Annotated in this window: 21 protein-coding genes, 1 tRNA gene and 1 other annotated feature; of the genes, 6 read left to right on the top strand and 16 right to left on the bottom strand. The window is 32.4% G+C overall.

What is annotated here, in order from left to right; translation table 11 throughout:
• Positions 1 to 2: 2 nt before the first annotated feature.
• Together HKO22_RS09400 and glmU are read right to left on the bottom strand one after the other, a co-directional pair.
• The gene (locus tag HKO22_RS09400; RefSeq protein WP_075659338.1) at positions 3 to 953 is read right to left on the bottom strand and encodes a ribose-phosphate diphosphokinase; all 951 of its coding nucleotides are present in this window, start codon (positions 951 to 953) and stop codon (positions 3 to 5) included.
• Between the two features lie 12 nt (positions 954 to 965).
• Positions 966 to 2,345, bottom strand: a complete 1,380-nt coding sequence (gene glmU, locus HKO22_RS09395; RefSeq protein WP_169970256.1) for a bifunctional UDP-N-acetylglucosamine diphosphorylase/glucosamine-1-phosphate N-acetyltransferase GlmU — start codon at positions 2,343 to 2,345, stop codon at positions 966 to 968.
• Positions 2,346 to 2,743: 398 nt separating this feature from the next.
• Between glmU and cysK the strand changes: the two genes are divergently transcribed.
• The 3 genes from cysK to HKO22_RS09380 are packed head-to-tail and all read left to right on the top strand — an operon-like array spanning position 2,744 to position 5,029.
• Positions 2,744 to 3,634, top strand: coding sequence for a cysteine synthase A (gene cysK, locus HKO22_RS09390; RefSeq protein ID WP_075659341.1), 891 nt, complete (start codon positions 2,744 to 2,746; stop codon positions 3,632 to 3,634).
• Entirely contained in the window at positions 3,627 to 4,178 is a 552-nt protein-coding gene (epsC, locus tag HKO22_RS09385) for a serine O-acetyltransferase EpsC (RefSeq protein WP_169970254.1), read from the top strand. The genes cysK and epsC overlap by 8 nt, the downstream gene beginning before the upstream one ends.
• 20 nt (positions 4,179 to 4,198) lie before the next feature.
• Positions 4,199 to 5,029, top strand: a complete 831-nt coding sequence (locus HKO22_RS09380; RefSeq protein ID WP_169970252.1) for a deoxyribonuclease IV — start codon at positions 4,199 to 4,201, stop codon at positions 5,027 to 5,029.
• A 66-nt stretch (positions 5,030 to 5,095) separates the two neighbouring features.
• Here the strand turns inward: HKO22_RS09380 and HKO22_RS09375 are convergent, their stop codons facing one another.
• Positions 5,096 to 6,352: an Nramp family divalent metal transporter gene (locus HKO22_RS09375; protein ID WP_169970251.1), complete on the bottom strand. Its 1,257-nt coding sequence runs from the start codon at positions 6,350 to 6,352 to the stop codon at positions 5,096 to 5,098.
• 65 nt (positions 6,353 to 6,417) lie between these two features.
• Complete coding sequence (locus HKO22_RS09370) at positions 6,418 to 7,392, bottom strand: dihydrodipicolinate synthase family protein (protein ID WP_169970249.1); 975 nt, start codon at positions 7,390 to 7,392, stop codon at positions 6,418 to 6,420.
• 224 nt (positions 7,393 to 7,616) lie between these two features.
• Between HKO22_RS09370 and HKO22_RS09365 the strand changes: the two genes are divergently transcribed.
• Positions 7,617 to 8,612 carry a LacI family DNA-binding transcriptional regulator gene (locus tag HKO22_RS09365; RefSeq protein ID WP_169970248.1) on the top strand — a complete coding sequence of 332 codons (996 nt, stop codon included), beginning with the start codon at positions 7,617 to 7,619 and terminating at the stop codon, positions 8,610 to 8,612.
• 71 nt (positions 8,613 to 8,683) lie between these two features.
• On the opposite strand, the gene rplL is transcribed toward HKO22_RS09365, so the two are convergent.
• From rplL to HKO22_RS10755, 8 genes are all read right to left on the bottom strand, one after another.
• On the bottom strand, positions 8,684 to 9,067 hold the full coding sequence (gene rplL / locus HKO22_RS09360) for a 50S ribosomal protein L7/L12 (RefSeq protein WP_169970246.1): 384 nt from the start codon (positions 9,065 to 9,067) through the stop codon (positions 8,684 to 8,686).
• Positions 9,068 to 9,110: 43 nt separating this feature from the next.
• Positions 9,111 to 9,647 carry a 50S ribosomal protein L10 gene (rplJ, locus tag HKO22_RS09355; RefSeq protein WP_075659346.1) on the bottom strand — a complete coding sequence of 179 codons (537 nt, stop codon included), beginning with the start codon at positions 9,645 to 9,647 and terminating at the stop codon, positions 9,111 to 9,113.
• Between the two features lie 7 nt (positions 9,648 to 9,654).
• Positions 9,655 to 9,776 (bottom strand) — a sequence feature (ribosomal protein L10 leader region).
• A 96-nt stretch (positions 9,777 to 9,872) separates the two neighbouring features.
• The gene (gene rplA, locus HKO22_RS09350) at positions 9,873 to 10,574 is read right to left on the bottom strand and encodes a 50S ribosomal protein L1 (protein ID WP_075659347.1); all 702 of its coding nucleotides are present in this window, start codon (positions 10,572 to 10,574) and stop codon (positions 9,873 to 9,875) included.
• A 39-nt stretch (positions 10,575 to 10,613) separates the two neighbouring features.
• Positions 10,614 to 11,039: a 50S ribosomal protein L11 gene (gene rplK, locus HKO22_RS09345; protein WP_075659348.1), complete on the bottom strand. Its 426-nt coding sequence runs from the start codon at positions 11,037 to 11,039 to the stop codon at positions 10,614 to 10,616.
• Positions 11,040 to 11,086: 47 nt separating this feature from the next.
• On the bottom strand, positions 11,087 to 11,629 hold the full coding sequence (nusG, locus tag HKO22_RS09340) for a transcription termination/antitermination protein NusG (protein WP_075659349.1): 543 nt from the start codon (positions 11,627 to 11,629) through the stop codon (positions 11,087 to 11,089).
• A gap of 14 nt (positions 11,630 to 11,643) precedes the next feature.
• Positions 11,644 to 11,859 (bottom strand): preprotein translocase subunit SecE, encoded by a 216-nt coding sequence (gene secE / locus HKO22_RS09335; RefSeq protein WP_075659350.1) that lies wholly within the window; start codon positions 11,857 to 11,859, stop codon positions 11,644 to 11,646.
• Positions 11,860 to 11,868: 9 nt separating this feature from the next.
• Positions 11,869 to 12,018, bottom strand: coding sequence for a 50S ribosomal protein L33 (gene rpmG, locus HKO22_RS09330; protein ID WP_075659351.1), 150 nt, complete (start codon positions 12,016 to 12,018; stop codon positions 11,869 to 11,871).
• A gap of 221 nt (positions 12,019 to 12,239) precedes the next feature.
• Positions 12,240 to 12,512 (bottom strand): hypothetical protein, encoded by a 273-nt coding sequence (locus tag HKO22_RS10755; RefSeq protein WP_075659352.1) that lies wholly within the window; start codon positions 12,510 to 12,512, stop codon positions 12,240 to 12,242.
• A gap of 168 nt (positions 12,513 to 12,680) precedes the next feature.
• On the opposite strand from HKO22_RS10755, the gene HKO22_RS09320 reads away from it, so the two are divergent.
• Positions 12,681 to 12,754: transfer RNA gene (locus tag HKO22_RS09320), tRNA-Cys, on the top strand.
• A gap of 109 nt (positions 12,755 to 12,863) precedes the next feature.
• Here the strand turns inward: HKO22_RS09320 and HKO22_RS09315 are convergent.
• The 4 genes from HKO22_RS09315 to ftsE are packed head-to-tail and all read right to left on the bottom strand — an operon-like array spanning position 12,864 to position 16,856.
• Entirely contained in the window at positions 12,864 to 14,036 is a 1,173-nt protein-coding gene (locus HKO22_RS09315) for a S41 family peptidase (RefSeq protein WP_075659353.1), read from the bottom strand.
• Positions 14,036 to 15,268, bottom strand: a complete 1,233-nt coding sequence (locus HKO22_RS09310) for a murein hydrolase activator EnvC family protein (RefSeq protein WP_169970245.1) — start codon at positions 15,266 to 15,268, stop codon at positions 14,036 to 14,038. Before HKO22_RS09310 ends, HKO22_RS09315 begins: the two co-directional genes overlap by 1 nt.
• Before the next feature lie 12 nt (positions 15,269 to 15,280).
• Entirely contained in the window at positions 15,281 to 16,183 is a 903-nt protein-coding gene (gene ftsX, locus HKO22_RS09305) for a permease-like cell division protein FtsX (RefSeq protein ID WP_169970243.1), read from the bottom strand.
• The gene (gene ftsE, locus HKO22_RS09300) at positions 16,158 to 16,856 is read right to left on the bottom strand and encodes a cell division ATP-binding protein FtsE (RefSeq protein WP_075659356.1); all 699 of its coding nucleotides are present in this window, start codon (positions 16,854 to 16,856) and stop codon (positions 16,158 to 16,160) included. The genes ftsX and ftsE overlap by 26 nt, the downstream gene beginning before the upstream one ends.
• A 213-nt stretch (positions 16,857 to 17,069) precedes the next feature.
• Between ftsE and HKO22_RS09295 the strand changes: the two genes are divergently transcribed.
• Positions 17,070 to 18,254, top strand: a complete 1,185-nt coding sequence (locus HKO22_RS09295) for a coenzyme F420-0:L-glutamate ligase (RefSeq protein WP_169970242.1) — start codon at positions 17,070 to 17,072, stop codon at positions 18,252 to 18,254.
• Positions 18,255 to 18,406 lie beyond the last annotated feature (152 nt).

Genomic DNA, 18,406 nt, shown 5'->3' with positions numbered 1-18,406 from the left:
CCCTATTCAAACATTTCACTAACTGATGTTGAAGTGTTAATTCTCCTAATTGCTGATGCAAAAATTGGAGCAACAGACACAACATCAATTTTGTCAATTTTCTTTTCTTCTGGAATTTCAATTGTATCAGTGATTACAAATTTTTCAAGAGATGAATTTTTAATCCTTTCAATTGCAGGACCGGATAATACGCCGTGAGTTGCAGCACCGTAAACATACTTTGCTCCTCTTGATTTTAATGCATCAGCTGCCTTAGTAATAGTTCCTGCAGTATCTGCTATATCGTCTACTAAAATAACAGATTTTCCATCAACATCCCCGATGATATTCATAACTTCGGATACATTTGCCTTTGGTCTTCTCTTTTCTATAATTGCAATTGGAAGATTTAATTCATTTGCAAATTTTCTAGTTCTAGTAACTCCACCTAAATCTGGAGAAACGACAACAAAATCATCTTCTTTTACAATATCTTTAAAATATCTTGCAAGATAAGGAATTGCTGTCAAGTGGTCAACAGGAATATCAAAGTAACCTTGGATTTGTCCTGCGTGAAGGTCCATTGCAACAACTCTATCTGCTCCAGCCTTAGTCAATAGATCTGCAACAAGTTTTGACGTAATAGGTTCTCTCGCCTTAGTCTTTCTATCTTGTCTTGCATAACCATAATAAGGAATAACTGCATTAATTCTTCCAGCAGATGCTCTCTTTAATGCATCAATTAAAATTAAAAGTTCCATTAAATTAGTATTAACTGGTGAAGAAGTAGATTGTATAACAAAAATATCCTTACCCCTTACAGAAATACCAATATCAATAGAAATTTCTCCATCAGAAAAAGTTGAAACAGTGCAAGCACCCTTTTCAATTCCCAAGTTTTCACAAATTTTATCTACAAGACTCAAATTAGAATTGCCTGTAAATACTACAATATCTCCATTAACAGTACTCATTATTATGTCCTCCTATTTGACAAATCCCTTTCTTTTAACCCATCCATCTATATTTCTTTGAGTTGCCCTCTCAAGTGAAAGCTGACCCTTCAAAACATCTTTAGTTATTGTTGAACCCGCAGCAATATAGGCATTGTCTTCCACAACTATTGGCGCAACTAAATTAGAATTAGAACCTATAAAGGCATTGTCACCAACCTTTGTTCTAAACTTTTCCCTTCCATTGTAATTTACAAAAACAACACCACAACCAATATTTACACCACTGCCAATATCAGCATCACCTATATAAGCAAGGTGACTCATCTTAGAACCATTCCCAATATTTGAATTTTTAACTTCAACAAAATTTCCAATTTTACAATTTTCTCCAACCCTAGAATTTGGTCTAAGGTGAGCGTAAGGCCCTACAGTAGTTCCTCTTCCAATAGTTGAATCCTCAATTTCAGAAGATCTAATAATTACATCTTCGCCAATTTCAGAATTTTTTATTGTAGAAGAATAAATTTCTACCCCTTCCCTTATTACAGAATATCTGTCAATATGAGTTCCGGGATAAATCATCACATCTCTTTCAATTTCTGCACCCCATTCAATATATGTAGACTTAGGATCAACTATCCCAACGCCCTTTAACATATATTCCTTGTTTATTTTTTCTTGCAGAATTTCCGTAGCAATGGAAAGTTCATATCTCGAGTTTACTCCAAGAATTTCTCTAGTGTCCCTTAACTTAAAGGAATCAACTTTTCTGCCATCTTCTACTAAAATTTCAAGAGCCTTTGTAATATACATTTCATTTGCCGCATTATTTGTATCGATTTTTGAAAGAGCAAATTTAAGAGACGCACCTTTAAAGGCAAAAATTCCCGAATTAATTTCACGAATTAACTTTTGCTTTTCATTTGCATCCTTTTCTTCTACTATCGCAACAACATTTACATTTTCATCTCTTACGATTCTTCCATAGTTTTTAGGATCCTTCATGTCTGCCGACAAAACTGTAACATCATTATTTCTCTCTTCATGAAATTTCAAAAAACAAGAAATAGTTGAACTAGAAATTATGGGAGTATCACCATTTAAAATAATAACTGTATCTTCGTCTTCTATTTTATCAAGAGCATTTAACACAGCAAAACCTGTTCCATAGGGCACATCATCGCCAATGGGTTGCTCAATAAATTCTACATCTTTATCTTCTTTAAAAGCGTCACATACCTTTTCCTTATTGTGTCCAACAACTATAAGATTCTTTTCTATTTGCGAATTCTTACAAGAATTTAGAACATAAAAAAGCATGGGTCTTCCAAGAATTTCATGAAGTACCTTTGGCTCTTTGGACTTCATTCTCGTTCCCTCTCCCGCTGCCAGGATTACTGAAACTTTCATAAAACACCTCTTTTTATTTACTTATTACATTATAACTAAGTTGTCCTATTATATTCAAGAAAATTCGAGAATTTATTTAATTTTAAAAATTTTTAGCATAAATATAAATTTAAAATCACATTTTACGTGAATCACTTTAAAATTAAAAAATTTTTCAGCTTGACAAAATAAATTTTTAATAGTATAGTTAACGCATATTGATGAGGCGATAAAAATGAAAAACTTTAAAAATTTTAAAAATTTCAAAAGCCAAACATTCTGTTGTTGTTCTATAAAAAATTTTATAGGACTTATTTGAATGTGAATCAATATATTAAAATTTTTTAATTTTTAAGAAGATTTTGAGAGTATATGAATTCATGTACTCTCTTTTTTTATTTGTTTTTTAGGAGGAAAAAATGACAAAATTATTAGAAACAATTGGTAAATCAAAATTAGTACAGTTAGAAAAAATTGGCGATGGCAAAATTTTTGTCAAAATAGAAAAATCTAATCCTGCAGGTTCAATTAAAGATAGAGCTGCTCTTTATATGATAAAAGGAGCAATTAAAGATGGATCCTTAAAAGAAGGAATGGAAATAGTTGAGCCAACTAGCGGCAACACTGGAATTGCCCTTGCAATGATAGGACGAGCACTTGGCTACAAAGTAAATATTGTAATGCCTTCTTCCATGTCCATAGAAAGAAGAAAATTAATTGAAGCCTTTGGTGCAAACTTAATTTTAACTGGAGAAGGAGCGATGCAAGCAGCCGTTGATAAAGCAAAGGAACTAGTCGCAACAGGAAATTATTTTATGCCAAACCAATTTGAAAACAAATACAATGCCCTTGCTCACGAAGAAACTACTGGTCCTGAAATTTATAGTGAACTAAAAGAAATCAATGGCTTCGTAGCAGGAATTGGAACTGGCGGAACTGTAACTGGCGTTGGAAGATTTTTAAAATCAAAGGATGAATCTATAAAAATATGGGGACTTGAACCAGAAGAATCTCCAATGATTACAAAGGGAGAATCTGGCGGACACAAAATTCAAGGTATTGGGGCAAACTTTATTCCAAAAGTTTTAGACCAAAAAATCCTCGACAAAACTATTAGAGTAAAATCAGAAGAAGCAATTGAAATGGCAAAGAGGCTTTCCCGTGACGAGGGACTTTTAGTAGGTATATCTTCTGGAGCAAATGTCGTTGGTGCATTAAAAATGCAAAAAGAAATTGGCGGCAACATTGTAACCGTTGCACCTGACACCGCAGAAAGATATATGTCTACAGACTTATTTAAAAATGAATAACTTTTTTAAAGAATTAAAATCTTATGGTGAATTTATTTTAAAGAAAGACCCAGCCTGTAAAAGTTTATTTGAAGCAATATTTATGTATCCCATTGTCCCCGCAATGATCACCCACAGGATTGCTCATTACTTTTACGAAAAAAATCATACCACTCTAGCTAGATGGCTTTCACAAAAGGCAAGGAAAAAAACTGGAATCGAAATTCATCCCGGCGCAAAAATTGGCAAAAATCTCTTCATTGACCATGGCATGGCTGTGGTCATAGGAGAAACTGCAGAAATTGGCGACAACTGTCATATGTATCACAATATAACTCTTGGCGGAACAGGAAATGAAAAAGAAAAAAAGAGACATCCCACAGTCGGCAACAATGTTATAATAGGAACAGGTGCAACTGTCCTTGGACCAGTTGTCATTGGCGACGGTGCAAAGATCGGCGCAGGTGCCCTTGTTTTAGATAGCATCCCGCCGAACTCAACCGCAGTTGGAGTACCCGCCAAAGTTGTAAAATACCACGATCCCAGTGAAAATAAATTTCACTAATTTTATTTAAGAGAGGTAATATGTTTAAAATAGGTCCCCATCTTTCCACATCAAAGGGTTATGCAAGCATTGGAGAAATAGCACTTTCAATTTCTGCCAACACTTTTCAATTTTTTTCACGAAACCCTAGAGGTTCCAAGATGAAAAAATTAGACAAAAATGACATAGATAAATTGATGACTATTGCAGAAGAAAATAATTTTGGTCCACTGCTTGCCCATGCACCCTACACATTAAATCCATGTTCATCTAAAGAATCTGTGCGAGAATTTGCAAACCTAGTTTTAGCAGAAGATTTAGAAAGGCTAAAATATTTTAAAAACACTTATTACAATTTTCATCCCGGTTCGCACACTGGAATGGGAATTGAAAAAGCAATAGAAATAATTTCTGCACAGCTTAATTTTGTACTGAGAGAAGACCAAGAGACCATAGTCTTGCTAGAAACTATGTCTGGAAAGGGCACAGAAGTTGGTTCAAAATTTGAAGAAATCGCAAAAATAATCGAAGGAGTACATCTAAAAGAAAAAGTTGGAGTTTGTATGGACACTTGTCATATTCACGAAGCAGGTTACGACATAGTAAACAATTTAGATGACGTCCTCGATGAATTTGATAAAACAATTGGACTAGACAAACTCTATGCAATTCACTTAAACGATAGCAAAAACCAAAGATTTGCTCACAAAGATAGACATGAAAAAATTGGAGAAGGAAAAATTGGTCTTGAAGCAATAAAAAGAATAATAAATCATGAAAAGCTAAGAGATCTACCCTTCTATCTCGAAACACCAACAGATGTAGAAGGTCATAAAATAGAAATAACACTTTTAAAATCTCTTAGAGAATAAATTTAGAAATCGTACTATATACATACAGTGCGATTTCTTATTAAAATATAACCATTAATTTAAATATTAAAATAGTTTTGCTATTAAAGTTTTTAAAGAAGAAAAAGTCATTACTAATATAAACACATAGCTTATAGTCATTGCAATTCTAAGTAATGTTGGTTTCTTATACCCTTCATTTACGTCATCTCTCCAAATCAAAAGCGTTACAAATAAACCGCCAACTGGTGTTGCTATTGATGTTGCTAAATTTGCTATAAAAATTAATTGTATTGGCGAACCGTTAAAAGTATAAGCTACCATCATACTGAATGCTAAAACTATTAAGCAACCATTCCTAACTGATTTTGATTCTAGGCTGACTTCTTTTTGCATTCCTGCATTTAATAATACTATTCCTCTTTGTGTATTACCTATTAATGATGAAAAACCTGCTCCAAGAAGTGCTGTACCCGTTATATAATTTGCTCCTTTACCCATAATTGGAACAAGTAAAGCAGCTAATTGTGCTGGAGCTTTTATTTTCTCTCCGGAAGGATTAAGTACGATAGCACCAACCAATATAATAGATCCCGAAATAAGCACAACACTTAAAATGTGAACTAAAGCATCTGTAAACATTACTCCATTAAAGAGATCATCTTTATTCCATTTTTTTTCTTTCCCAAGGTAAGTATTATATATTCCAGCTGTGATTGCAGCATTTGTAGAAATAAATGCAAGTGCTGTACTAAAACTTCCTTTTGGAACTTTAAAACTTGTCATTCCTACTGCAAAACTCTTTAGATCAGGACCGCCCACACCTATTAATGTTAAATAAAAAGATATAATCATTCCTAATATACAAATCATGATAACCTTTTCAACTTTAGAATAAACATTTTTACTAAAATAACAATAAATAACTATGGCTACAATTATAGCTGAACCAATTTTCCAGTTCATCCCAAAGATTAGATTCATTCTAGCTCCTGTACCTGAAATATTTCCCATTGTGAAAAACAAACAAGCTATAAATGTTGCTGTTCCGACAATAAAAGAAGCAACTGGTCCATAATATTTATAAATTGCATGGATAGTAGGAAGACCTGTTGTTATTGCAAGTCTATTTGTTACCATCATAAAAGTTATTCCCATAAAAATTATTGGTATCAATAGCCAAATTAAATCATATCCATAATTTCCCCCTATCATAGCTGCAGTTGTAACAGCACCAGGCCCAATAACTATTCCTGTAGCAATTAGTCCTGGCCCAATCCTTTTTATAAGTTCTTTAAAAGGTAGTTTTTGTATACCTTCTCCTATTAATTTTTTATTATCCATAATACGCCCCTTATATGAAAAAATCCTCTGCTCTGAAAGAGAGTCAGAGGATCTCTATTAATGATCTACTTTTTATATTCTGTCATATCAACTTTTTTTACACCACTCTTTTTAAGACCTTCAGCGATCCAATCTTTTTCTTCTTGATTTAATGGAAGTACAGGTTTTCTCATTAAGCCATTCTTGAATATTCCTCTTTGAACAAGAGCTTCTTTAAGTCTTGCGTGAGCTTCACCAGAAGGTTGACCTCCGCCATAAATAGCTTGACTAATTGGATAAATTTTATCTGATGCATCTTGTGCTTCTTTAAGAGTATGTTTTTCAGGGTTTTTGAGTATATCCCAAGCCTCACAAATAATTTCAGGAACACATCCAGCAAATCCAATAAGAGCACCATCTACACCAGTAAACATTGTTACGCAAAGTGTTTCATCGTGACAAGTAATAAGTGAAATGTCGGGACACTCTTCTCTAAGAACTCTTATATCATGTTCATAAATTGGTGTAACTCTTGTTCCAACTTTAATACATTTAACATGCTCAATCTCTTTACACATTTTAATAAGAGTCTCTACTGGATAAAATGCTTTTGTATAAGCTGGATATAAGTGGATTATAATGTCAATATCTGCTCCTTCAGCAACATCCTTTACAAATTCATAAGGTGCATCCTTATGCATTCCAAATCTTAACCACATATGTGGTGGCATAAGAAGAATACCATCTGCCCCTGCTTTTTTAGCATCTTGTGCCATTTTAATTGCACCATTTGTGCTTTCACAATTTATTCCTGATATTATTGTCATAATATCTCCACATTCTTCAGCTGCAATTTCAATTGCTCTAATTCTTTCATCAGCTGTTAACCCTGTGATTTCTCCTGTATGTCCATTTACTACAATACCTTGAATTCCTTTGTTATAAAACGTTTTTATCCATCTTAAATATTCTCTAAATTCTTTTTCATTAATAGTATCATCACTATTGAAAGGAATAGAAACTGCTGGAAATATGGTTTTAAAAGTTTTTTGTTTTGTCATTTTTATTACTCCTTAAATGTTTTTATGCGTTGCAACGTTTTCTAACTAGTTTATATCATCTCTCACAGATTTCAGTCAATTAATTTATGACTTTGTGCAATTTTTTGCTTAAATTTAAAATTGTATACAACTTTTTTCATAATAACTTAATAAATTACAGTAATGTTGCAATAAAAAATAAAAAAATATATCATATAATAAAAGCTTTAAAAAAGGAGGAAATTATGACAACATTAAAAGATGTTGCAAAATTAGCAAATGTTGATATTAGTACAGTTTCTAGAGCTCTAAATAATAAGGGATATGTACACCCTCAAACAAAAAAACGTATTATGAATGCTGTTAAGGAACTAAGTTACAGACCTAATCTATTAGTTAATGGTGTCAAAAAAGGAAAAAGAAGAAATATTTGCGTAATTATTCCATCTTTATTTTTATCAATGTTTGGGGAACTAGTTCAACTTATTGAAGAAAAAGCAAGAGATTATGAATACGAGATTGTAATAATAAATACAAATGACAATCCTGACGTTGAAGAGCTTTCTTTAAAAAAAATAAGAGATAGTTATGCGGACGGTTTGTTACTAGTTTCTACTGGTCAAAATAAAAGATTAATTAGAGATATAAATTTATTCGATATTCCAGTAGTTCAAATAGTCAGAAATCAAACTGATTTATTGAGTTCAGTAGATGTTAACTATTTTAATTGTGCTCATGAAGGCGTGTATTTTTTACATAAATGTGGCTGTGATAGAATTGCTCTTATTAATGGAATAATGGAAATTAGACCTTTCTATGATAGGTACAAAGGATATTCAAAGGCATGTTCTGAATTAGATATTGAAGATTTATCTATAAATAATAACTATCATAATATGAATTTTTTTAACAATGGTTATGATAAATTTATAGAATTAATAAAGAAATATGAAAATATTGATGCTATTTTAACAGCAAATGATTTGCAAGCTATGGGAGTTCTACGTGCTGCAAAAGATTGCGAATATGAAATTCCTGATGAACTAAAAATTCTAAGCCTTACTGGTTATTCAATGGGAGATCTTTTAGAAACACGAATATCTTCAATGGAAATGCCTCTTGAAGATATAGCAAATAAATCTCTTGAACTATTAATAAATAAAATCAAATGTAAATCTGATTATACTCAAGTTGAACACATAACTTTTAATACCTCATTAAATATTAGAGAAACTACTTGATGATAAATATTTAATTAATTTTTTGCATAAAAAAACTGCCACTAAGGCAGTTTTTATGATTAAAATTTAAATTACTTAACTTCTACAGTTGCTCCAACTTCTTCAAGTTTAGCTTTGATTTCTTCAGCTTCATCTTTTGAAACGCCTTCTTTAACAGCTTTAGGAGCTCCGTCAACTACAGCTTTTGCTTCTTTAAGTCCAAGTCCAGTAATATCTTTAACAACTTTGATTACTTTAACTTTTTCCTGTCCTGCTTCAGTAATTACTACATCAAATTCAGTTTTTTCTTCTTCTGCTGCTGGTGCTGCTCCGCCTGCTGCTGGTGCTGCTACTACTGCTGCTGGTGCTGCTGCTGAAACTCCGAATTCTTCTTCAAGAGCTTTAACCACTTCTGATAGTTCTAATACTGTAAGTCCTTTAACTTCTTCAATTAATTTTTCTACTTTTTCTGACATTTTATTCCTCCGTAATTTTATTGTTTTAATTTTCTTTGCATAATTATGCTGCTTCATTTTCTTTCTTATCAGCTATTTGAGCAATAACTCTTGCAAATCCTGATAATGTTCCATTCAATACATTAGCAAATCCTTGGATTGGAGCATTCAAGCCGCCAAGTACTTGTGCAACAAGAACTTCCTTAGATGGTAATTTAGCAAGGGCATCAACTTCAGTTAAAGATAATACCTTTCCATCAACATAACCTGCTTTAATTTCTAATGCATTATGACTTTCTGCAAACTCTGATGAAATTTTTGCTGCAGATGCTGGATCTTCCATTCCGAAAGCTACAGCACTTGGTCCCTTTAAATATTCTTCAAGACCTTCAATGCCTAATTCTTCAAAAGCACGTCTCATCATTGTGTTTTTATAAACTTTATAGTCAACATTTGCTTCTCTGAATTTACTTCTAAGTTCAGTTGCTTCTTCAACTGTTAAGCCTCTATAATTTACAAGTACAATTGATTGTGCTCCTTGAATTCTTTCTTTAATTTCATCAACAAGGGCTTGTTTTGATTGTAATTTTTCTTCTTTCAATTTGTCACCCCCAAATAAAAAAATCTCACGCCGCCGTGAGATGTGAAAATCAAATAAATCCGAATTTCAAACCTCGGTAGGACTTATGGCAATGCCACCTACTGTCTGCGGCTTAATAACATTAATATTATATACAGTCCTATCTAGTTTGTCAACATTTTCTTTTGATTTTTAATTAAAATATGACCACAGATTTCTTTAAAAAGTCTGTGGTCAAAGGTGTTTTTATTTTTCCATTAATCTTGATCCGTTGATTTTAATTCCAGGACCCATTGTCGATGCAACTGTTACTGATTTTAAATAGCGACCCTTTGCAGCTGCCGGTTTTGCTTTTATAATGGCATCTGCAATTGTCTTAAAGTTTTCAGCAAGTTTTTCAACTCCAAAGGAAACTTTTCCAATTGGAACATTAATAATTGCAGCTTTGTCTACTCTATATTCAACTTTACCTGCTTTAGTTTCTTTTACGGCTTGTCCTACATCAAATGTAACTGTACCTGATTTTGGGTTTGGCATAAGTCCCTTAGGTCCAAGAACTCTACCGATTTTACCAACTACGCCCATCATGTCCGGTGTTGCAATAATTACGTCAAAGTCAAACCAGTTTTCATTTTGAATTTTTTCTACTAATTCTTCTCCACCTGCGTAGTCAGCCCCTGCTGCTTCAGCTTCTTTAATTTTTTCTCCCTTTGCAAGAACAAGTACTTTAATTTCTTTACCAGTTCCATTTGGAAGTACTACGGTACCTCTAACTTGTTGGTCAGCATGTCTTGGATCAACGCCAAGTCTTACTGCAAGTTCAACTGTTTCGTCAAAGTTTGCCTTAGCAGTTTTTGTAACTAAGTCAAGAGCTTCATTTACATCATATAAATTTGATCTATCTACTAGCTTTGCGCTATCTTGATATTTTTTACCTCTTTTTGGCATATTTACCTCCTTCGTGGTACTTGCGGCTTAGCCTCCCACTTATCTTTCTACTTCTATACCCATACTTCTAGCTGTGCCTGCGATCATTTCCATAGCAGCTTCTACACTTGCTGCGTTAAGATCTGGCATCTTTGTTTTAGCTATTTCTTCTACTTGAGACTTTGTCAATTTTCCAACTTTTTTCTTGTTAGGTTCACCACTTGCTTTAGCCATATTAAGAGCTTTCTTAATAAGAACTGCTGCTGGCGGAGTCTTTGTGATAAAAGTGAAAGAACGATCTTGATAAACTGTTAGAACAACAGGAATAATCATACCTGCTTGATCTTGAGTCTTTGCGTTAAATTCCTTTGTGAACTGCATGATGTTTACACCATGTGGTCCTAGTGCAGTACCAACTGGTGGAGCTGGTGTAGCTTTTCCTGCAGGAATTTGTAATTTTACTAATGCTATGACTTTTTTTGCCATTTTATTTCCTCCTTGTGGTAATGCGGGTTTACCCTCCCACACATTTCTTACTCTTTAATAATTTGATTGAAATCCAATTCAACGATTGTATCTCTTCCAAACATTGAGATACATACCTTAACTTTAGCTTTGTCGTAATTAAAGTCGTCAATTTTCCCCACCAAATTTTGGAAAGGTCCATTAATAACTTTTACAACTTCTCCAACTTCGTAGTTGTCGAATAACTCTTTGCTATCTGTAACTCCAAGTAGTAACACTTCTTCATCGGAAAGTGGCACAGGTTTTGAAGCTGGCCCAACGAAACCGGTAACTCCCCTTGTATTTCTAACAAGGTACCATGTTTCGTCATTCATAATCATGTTGACAAGGACATAGGAGGGAAACATCTTTCTTTCCTTTGCCTTTGATACGCCATCTTTATTTTCAACATATTCTTCCATAGGAATTCTAATATCGAAGATAAGATCCTCCATACCTCGATTGTGAACCATTGCTTCCATGTTTGCCTTTACTTTTTTTTCATAACCTGAATAAGTGTGTATCACATACCATTTTGAAGCTTCATTACTATTAAGTTCTTGTGTATCCAACTATAACACTCCAATCAATAAATAAAACCAAATAAAAACATTATGATTTTATCATATGCTAATAATAGTAATGAAGACAAAATAACTGCTATAATTACTATTATAGAATATTTGATTACAGTATCCTTAGTAGGCCATACAACTTTCTTGAATTCAGATTTCACACCTCTAAAGTATCTACCTAGACCGCCTTTTTTCTCTTCAGTCTTAGGTGTCGTTTTAGTAGCCATAAATCCTCCTTACTTAGTTTCTTTGTGAGTTGTATGTTCTCTACAAAATTTACAATACTTCTTTAGTTCCAATCTTTCAGTAGTGTTTTTCTTGTTTTTATATGTCACATAATTTCTGTTTTTACATTGTGTGCATTCAAGTACTACTCTATCTGCCATAAAAACACCTCCAGTGCTAAAAAAAAGAGCCGCCCTTGGCTCCTTCTAATTTACTAAGTAATACTACCATATAATAGCCTTTTTGTAAAGCTTTTAGTGATAAATTTTCTCTATTTTTTCTTAACTGTAAAGACCTATGTTACACTTTTTGTACTTTGATACAATTACTTCAAAAGCTTTATCTGCTTATTAAGATTTAATAAAGCTTTTTGAAGATTATATTATTTTATTATTTCATTTGGACTCTTGAAATTCAGTACATATTTTGCTGTGCTATTATATTTTATTTCATGTTCTTTTATTTCTTTTTTTAATTGTTTTTCGCTGGTAAATACTTCTCTTCCATATATTATTTTTTCATCTGTATTTTTTAACTGTCTATATACAAATTGACGATTAGTATGATATCTTCTTGCGGCTTTAGTAACGCCATGTTTAAGTGCATATTCACATAATATTTGACGAAATCTCATTTCTTCTGTTCTTATTGACATAGAGAGGACTTCTTTCGATACTTTTTATTCTTATTTATATTGTATCAAAAGTACCTCTCTATTTTTTTATTTCTGTAACATATGTCTTATCACATTACAAAAATATATAAATAATTATTGTAAATAACTTGTAATTTTTTGCAATCTTTGCTATACTATTGTTGTTATGGCGACATAGCCAAGTGGTAAGGCACGGGTCTGCAACACCCTTATCACCGGTTCAAATCCGGTTGTCGCCTCCAAAGCAGTCTACTGATCTTATTAGTGGTCAGTAGATTTTTTTATCAAAAAGAAAAAGCTTAGCTTTTGAAATCCTTAATTAAGATTTCTTAAAGTTAAGCTTTTTCTTTTTTACTTATTTTCCTCCAAAACCTCAATTGCCTTTTGAAGTTGTGTATCTGTATCCTTATAGTCTATGCCTATTCCTTTAATGTTTTCTGGCAAATCTACTTCTATATCCGGTTTTATTCCCTTTTTATTTATGGATTTGCCACTTGGTGTAAAATATTCTGATGTCGTTAATTTTAGTCCATCACCTTCTGGAAGTGCAATAACATTTTGCACGACACCCTTTCCGTAAGTTTTCTTTCCAATAATTTTTGCACGATCAAGATCTCTTATTGCTCCTGCCAAAATTTCTGATGCAGATGCTGAGCCTTCATTTACAAGTACGACCATTTTTATGTCATTGTACTTGTCGTCTAATTTATAATCGTCAATTATTTCGCCCTTGTTATTTTTTAATGTTACAAAACTTGTTTTAGGTAGAATTGCATCGCCTATTTCAACTGCTGCATCTACAACTCCTCCTGGATTTCCTCTCATGTCTAAAATTATTCCCTTGACACCTTCCCTTGTAAGTTCGTTTAAAGCCTTGAGGAAGTCCTTCCCTGTTTCTTCATCAAACATTGTTATTCCAATGTAGCCAAAATTTCCGATTTTATTTTTTATTATAGAGTCGATTTTAATCTCATCTCTTTTTATTTCAACTTCTTCTGTCTTTAAGTTTTTCTTTTTAAGAAGTAGAATTTTTACTTTTGTCCCCTTTTCTCCACGCATTTCCTTTGATGCTTCGTCAATTTTTTCTGCACTAAAATCCTTTCCATTAATTTTTAAGATTTTATCTCCTGACTGTACACCAGCTCTGTCTGCAGGTGAGCCTTTTATTGGCGAAATTACAGTTACACTTCCATCTTCGTCAGGTGAAATTAAAACTCCAATACCTTGGAATTTGCCAGTCGTAGTTTCAGATAATTTTTCCATCTCATCTTTTGTCAAATATTGTGAATAGGGATCGCCCAATCCTGCAACTAGACCTTTTAATAGACCTGATTCTAGATTTTCATCTTTAATATCTTTATTGTAAAGATAATTTTCTCTCAAGTATTTTTCTAATACTATTACTTTTCCAAAATTTTCATTGGAACTTACAACTTGTCTTATTGTTAGTATTCTAGTAACAAAAGCAGTTGTAATTACCAATAATACAACTGCTATAATTTTTAAAAATTTTTTCTTTTTCATTAAACATAACCTAATGGATTTACAGTAGCTCCATTTACTCTCACTTCGAAATGCAAATGCGGTCCTGTTGAAAGACCTGTTGTGCCAACAAAGGAAACTACATCTCCAGCATTTACAGCATCACCAACAGACACATTTATTGCTGAACAGTGAGCATAAACTGTAACAGTTTCGCCATGGTCAATCATTACTACATTTCCATAACCGCTCATCGCTTTTGCCATAATTACTGTGCCAGACTTTGCGGCAACTATTGGAGTTCCACTTGGTGCTGGTATATCGATGCCAGAGTGGAATTTTGTATATCCAAGGATTGGATGCACTCTATACCCATAAGGAGACGAAATAGAATAGTGTCCCGGAACTGGCCATGTATAACTTTGCCCATTTCTTGGCGCAGAAGACACAGAAATATCTGAATGAACTCTTGCTTCACTTGCCCTTTTTGCTCTTTCTTTTGCGGCTTCTTCAGCTTTTTTTTGAATAGCAATTTCTTTTTGAAGTCTCAATATTTCTAAATCCAAACTTTCCCAATTTGATTGAGCTTCTTCAAATTCAGCCTTATATAAATCTAAGTTTGACTCCAATACTTTCATATATTCATTTTTTGCATCTACTGCAACTTGGTATGATTGTCTTTCATTTTCTACTGCTTCCTTATTTGCCGAAACTTTTGCTCTGTCAATTTTAAGTCTTTCTTCAGTATCTTTTATTGTGTCAATTTGTTCTTGTATAAATTCAATTAATTCTCTATCAGCCTTTGCAATAGATGAGATAATTTCGTTATTTCTAAGTAGTTCTTCTATATCTTTAGAGTTTAATATAACTTCAACATAATTTATATTGCCTCTCTTATACATTTCTCTAAGTCTAAGTCTAAGAATATCTGTGTTTTCAGCTAAATTTGCCTGAGCTTCTTCTAATTTAGCTTGATTTTCTTTTATGTCCTTGTTTAAATCTGAAATTTCCTTTTCTAAAGCTGAAATTTTAGAAGAAGTAACTTGAATTTTTTGATCTAAATTTTCAATTTCACTAGTTACTGACTTTTTTTCAGTTTGAGTATTTGAAATATTAGATTTTTGTTCCTTCATCTTATTATTTAATTGTATTTGCTCTTGCTTTTTTTTATCTCTTTCAATAGTTAAGCTTTTTGAACTCTTTGCAATAGTGCCTGTGGGCATGGCCATAGTGGCTATAAGACACATTGCAAGAATTTTTTTCTTACTATCCATTTCTATAATCACCTACACATCCAAAAATTTCTTAGTTGAAAATAAACTTCCAAAAAATCCTATTCCAACGCCAATGCATACAAATATTATATATAAATCCACTCTAATGGACAAGGCAGATATCATATCTACATTTATAATATCGCAAATCTGAGGATTTAATCTATCAAATAAAATTTCATAAAGCTTTAAAGTTATAAATCCTGCTATAAGTGCCCCCATAATTCCAAAAATTATTCCATTAATCAAAAAAGGCCCTCTAATATAAGTGTTTGTAGCACCAACATATTTCATAATGCTAATTTCTTTTCTTCTATTGGAAATCGCAATTCTAATAGTGTTGTGAATAATTAATACAGACACTAGCACTAGAATTAAAACAATGCCGGCTCCAACATATTTAACACCATTTTGTACCTTCATCATTTGAGTTACAAAGTCATAATAATAATTGCAGTCTTCAACTATTGGAAGGCTCTTATACTTATCTTCAACTTCCTTGCCATAGGATAACTCTTTCATTTCTACAGTTATTGAAGCAGGTAGAGGATTTCCTCCAGGAATATTTTCTAAAATTTTAGATTTTTCTCCAAAGTCTTCTTTAAATTCTTTTAAAGCTTCCTCTCTTGAAACATAGGAAACTTTTTTTACCTTTTTGTTGTTGTGAAGTTCATCAATAAAAGCATTTACGTCGATGGGACTTGCATCGTCCTTTAGGAAAAATACAACCTTATCTAATTTTTCTCCAGTTTGATAGACAATTCCATTCAAATTTAAAATCATTAGCATCACCACGCCAAAAAGTGTAAGCATGGCAGCAATGGAAATAATTGAAGTAAAGGACATAGTTCTATTTCTCCAGATACCTGAAAAAGATTCTTTAACAATATTAAAGAACTGTCGTATTATTTTCATAATAACCCCCCTCTTTAACATCAGAAACTATTTCTCCATTATCTAAAGTTACAACTCTTTTATTAAATTTATTTACGATGTTAACTGCATGAGTTGCCATAATAACAGTTTTACCATCATCGTTAATGTTTTTTAGTGCCTGCATAATATCCCATGCTGTGCTTTCATCAAGATTTCCCGTAGGTTCATCACATACAAGATAGGGCGCTTTGTTTACTATGGCTCTAGCAATGGAAACTCTTTGTGATTCTCCTCCTGATAACTCAGACGGATAGTCCTTCTTCCTATCCCCTAAATTTACAAGATCAAGTGCATAATCAACTTTTTCATTTATTTTTCTTTTTGACTCCCCTAAAATTTCTAGGGCAAATGCTACATTTTCATAGACAGTCTTTTTTTCCAATAATCTGTAATCTTGAAAGACAACAGAAATATTTCTTCTAAGTTTGGGTATCATATATTTAGATAATTTTGTTATTTCATTTTCAGCAATGTAAATTTTTCCACCACTAACTTTTTCTTCTCGAATAAGAAGTTTAATCATAGTTGATTTTCCAGCTCCTGATGGACCAACTAAAAACACGAAGTCACCACGAGGTATCTCTATATTTACATTTGAAAGTGCTATAACACCATTGTCATATTTCTTAAATACATTTTCAAATTTAATCATATCTAAACCTTTCTATCATCTTTAACATTATATTACAAAGTGGTTACAAATGTACAGTGAATTTATTAAAATTCTCTATTTTTTCAAATTTTCTTAATATTTTTAAAATAAAATAAAAAATTTTAAAAAATATTTTACATTTTGAAGGACTTCGTGTATAATTTTGAAGTAAAAAAGTAATTTATTCAAATGAAGTTTAATGTAGGAGGAATTATGCAAAGATACATTGGAACAGTAGTACGTGGAATCCGTACACCGATTGTAAAAAGTGGAGACAATTTAGTAGATATTGTCGTTGATTCCCTAGGAAAGGCTCTTGAATCAGAAAATATTTCCATGAGAGATAGAGATGTGGTAGCAGTTACTGAATCTTTAGTTGCAAGAGCTCAAAACAATTATGTTACTGTGGATGACATAGCAGAAGATATTAATAAAAAATATACTGGAGAAATTGGAATAGTTTTTCCTATTTTAAGTCGTAACAGATTTTCAACTATCTTAAGAGGAATCGCAAAATCAGGAAAGAAAATCCATTTTCTATTCTCCTACCCTTCTGATGAAGTTGGAAACTCATTAATGGATCCAAACCTTCTTTATGAAGCTAAGATCAATCCTTTCACAGATGTTTTAGAAGAAAAAGATTATAGAAGAATTTTTGGAGAAGTTGTTAAACACGAATTCACAGGAATTGACTATGTGAGCCTTTACAAAGAAATTTGTGATGGTAATTGTGAAATCCACTTCTCAAATGATCCTAAAACAATTTTAAATTATACAGACGAAATTCTTGTTGGATCAACTCACACAAGATTTAGCATCAAAAGAATTTTAAAAGACCAAGGAGCAAAAATTGTTCTAGGGCTTGACGATATTTTGACTGAATCTATTGATGGAAGTGGTTACAACCAAGAGTTTGGACTTCTTGGATCAAACTTTGCCTCTGAAACGAAATTAAAATTATTCCCAAGAGATGGCGAAAAATTTGTAAATGATGTTCAAAAAAAATTAATAGACAAGTATCACAAAGACATCGAAGTAATGATTTATGGCGACGGTGCTTTCAAAGATCCAGTTGGAAAAATTTGGGAACTTGCTGACCCAGTAGTTTCACCTGCTCACACTAAGGGACTTACTGGCACACCAAGTGAACTTAAAATAAAATATATTGCAGACACTGACCTTAAAGACATGGACTCTGAACACGCAACTGCTGCAATGAAAGAGAAAATTTCTCACAAAAATAAAGATCTAGTTGGAACTAATGAAACTCTTGGAACTACTCCAAGAATAATTACTGACTTACTTGGAAGTCTTTGCGACTTAACAAGTGGTTCAGGTGACAAAGGAACTCCAGTAATCTTAATTCAAGGCTATTTCGACAACTTTGCAAGTGAATAATATTTTAAAAATATGAATTTTTAAGGGTTCTTTGTCAAATAGTGTTGGTGAATAAAAATTAATGATATATGGTTTATGTCTTATGGCTTAAACCATATATTTTTTTATGGTAAAAACATAAAAAAATTCTTAATCTAAAATTATCAAAAGAA

Origin of the sequence: Peptoniphilus faecalis (assembly GCF_012976305.1) — a bacterium.
Lineage (GTDB): Bacteria > Bacillota > Clostridia > Tissierellales > Peptoniphilaceae > Peptoniphilus_A > Peptoniphilus_A faecalis.
This window is presented reverse-complemented; position numbering and strand designations above follow the sequence as displayed.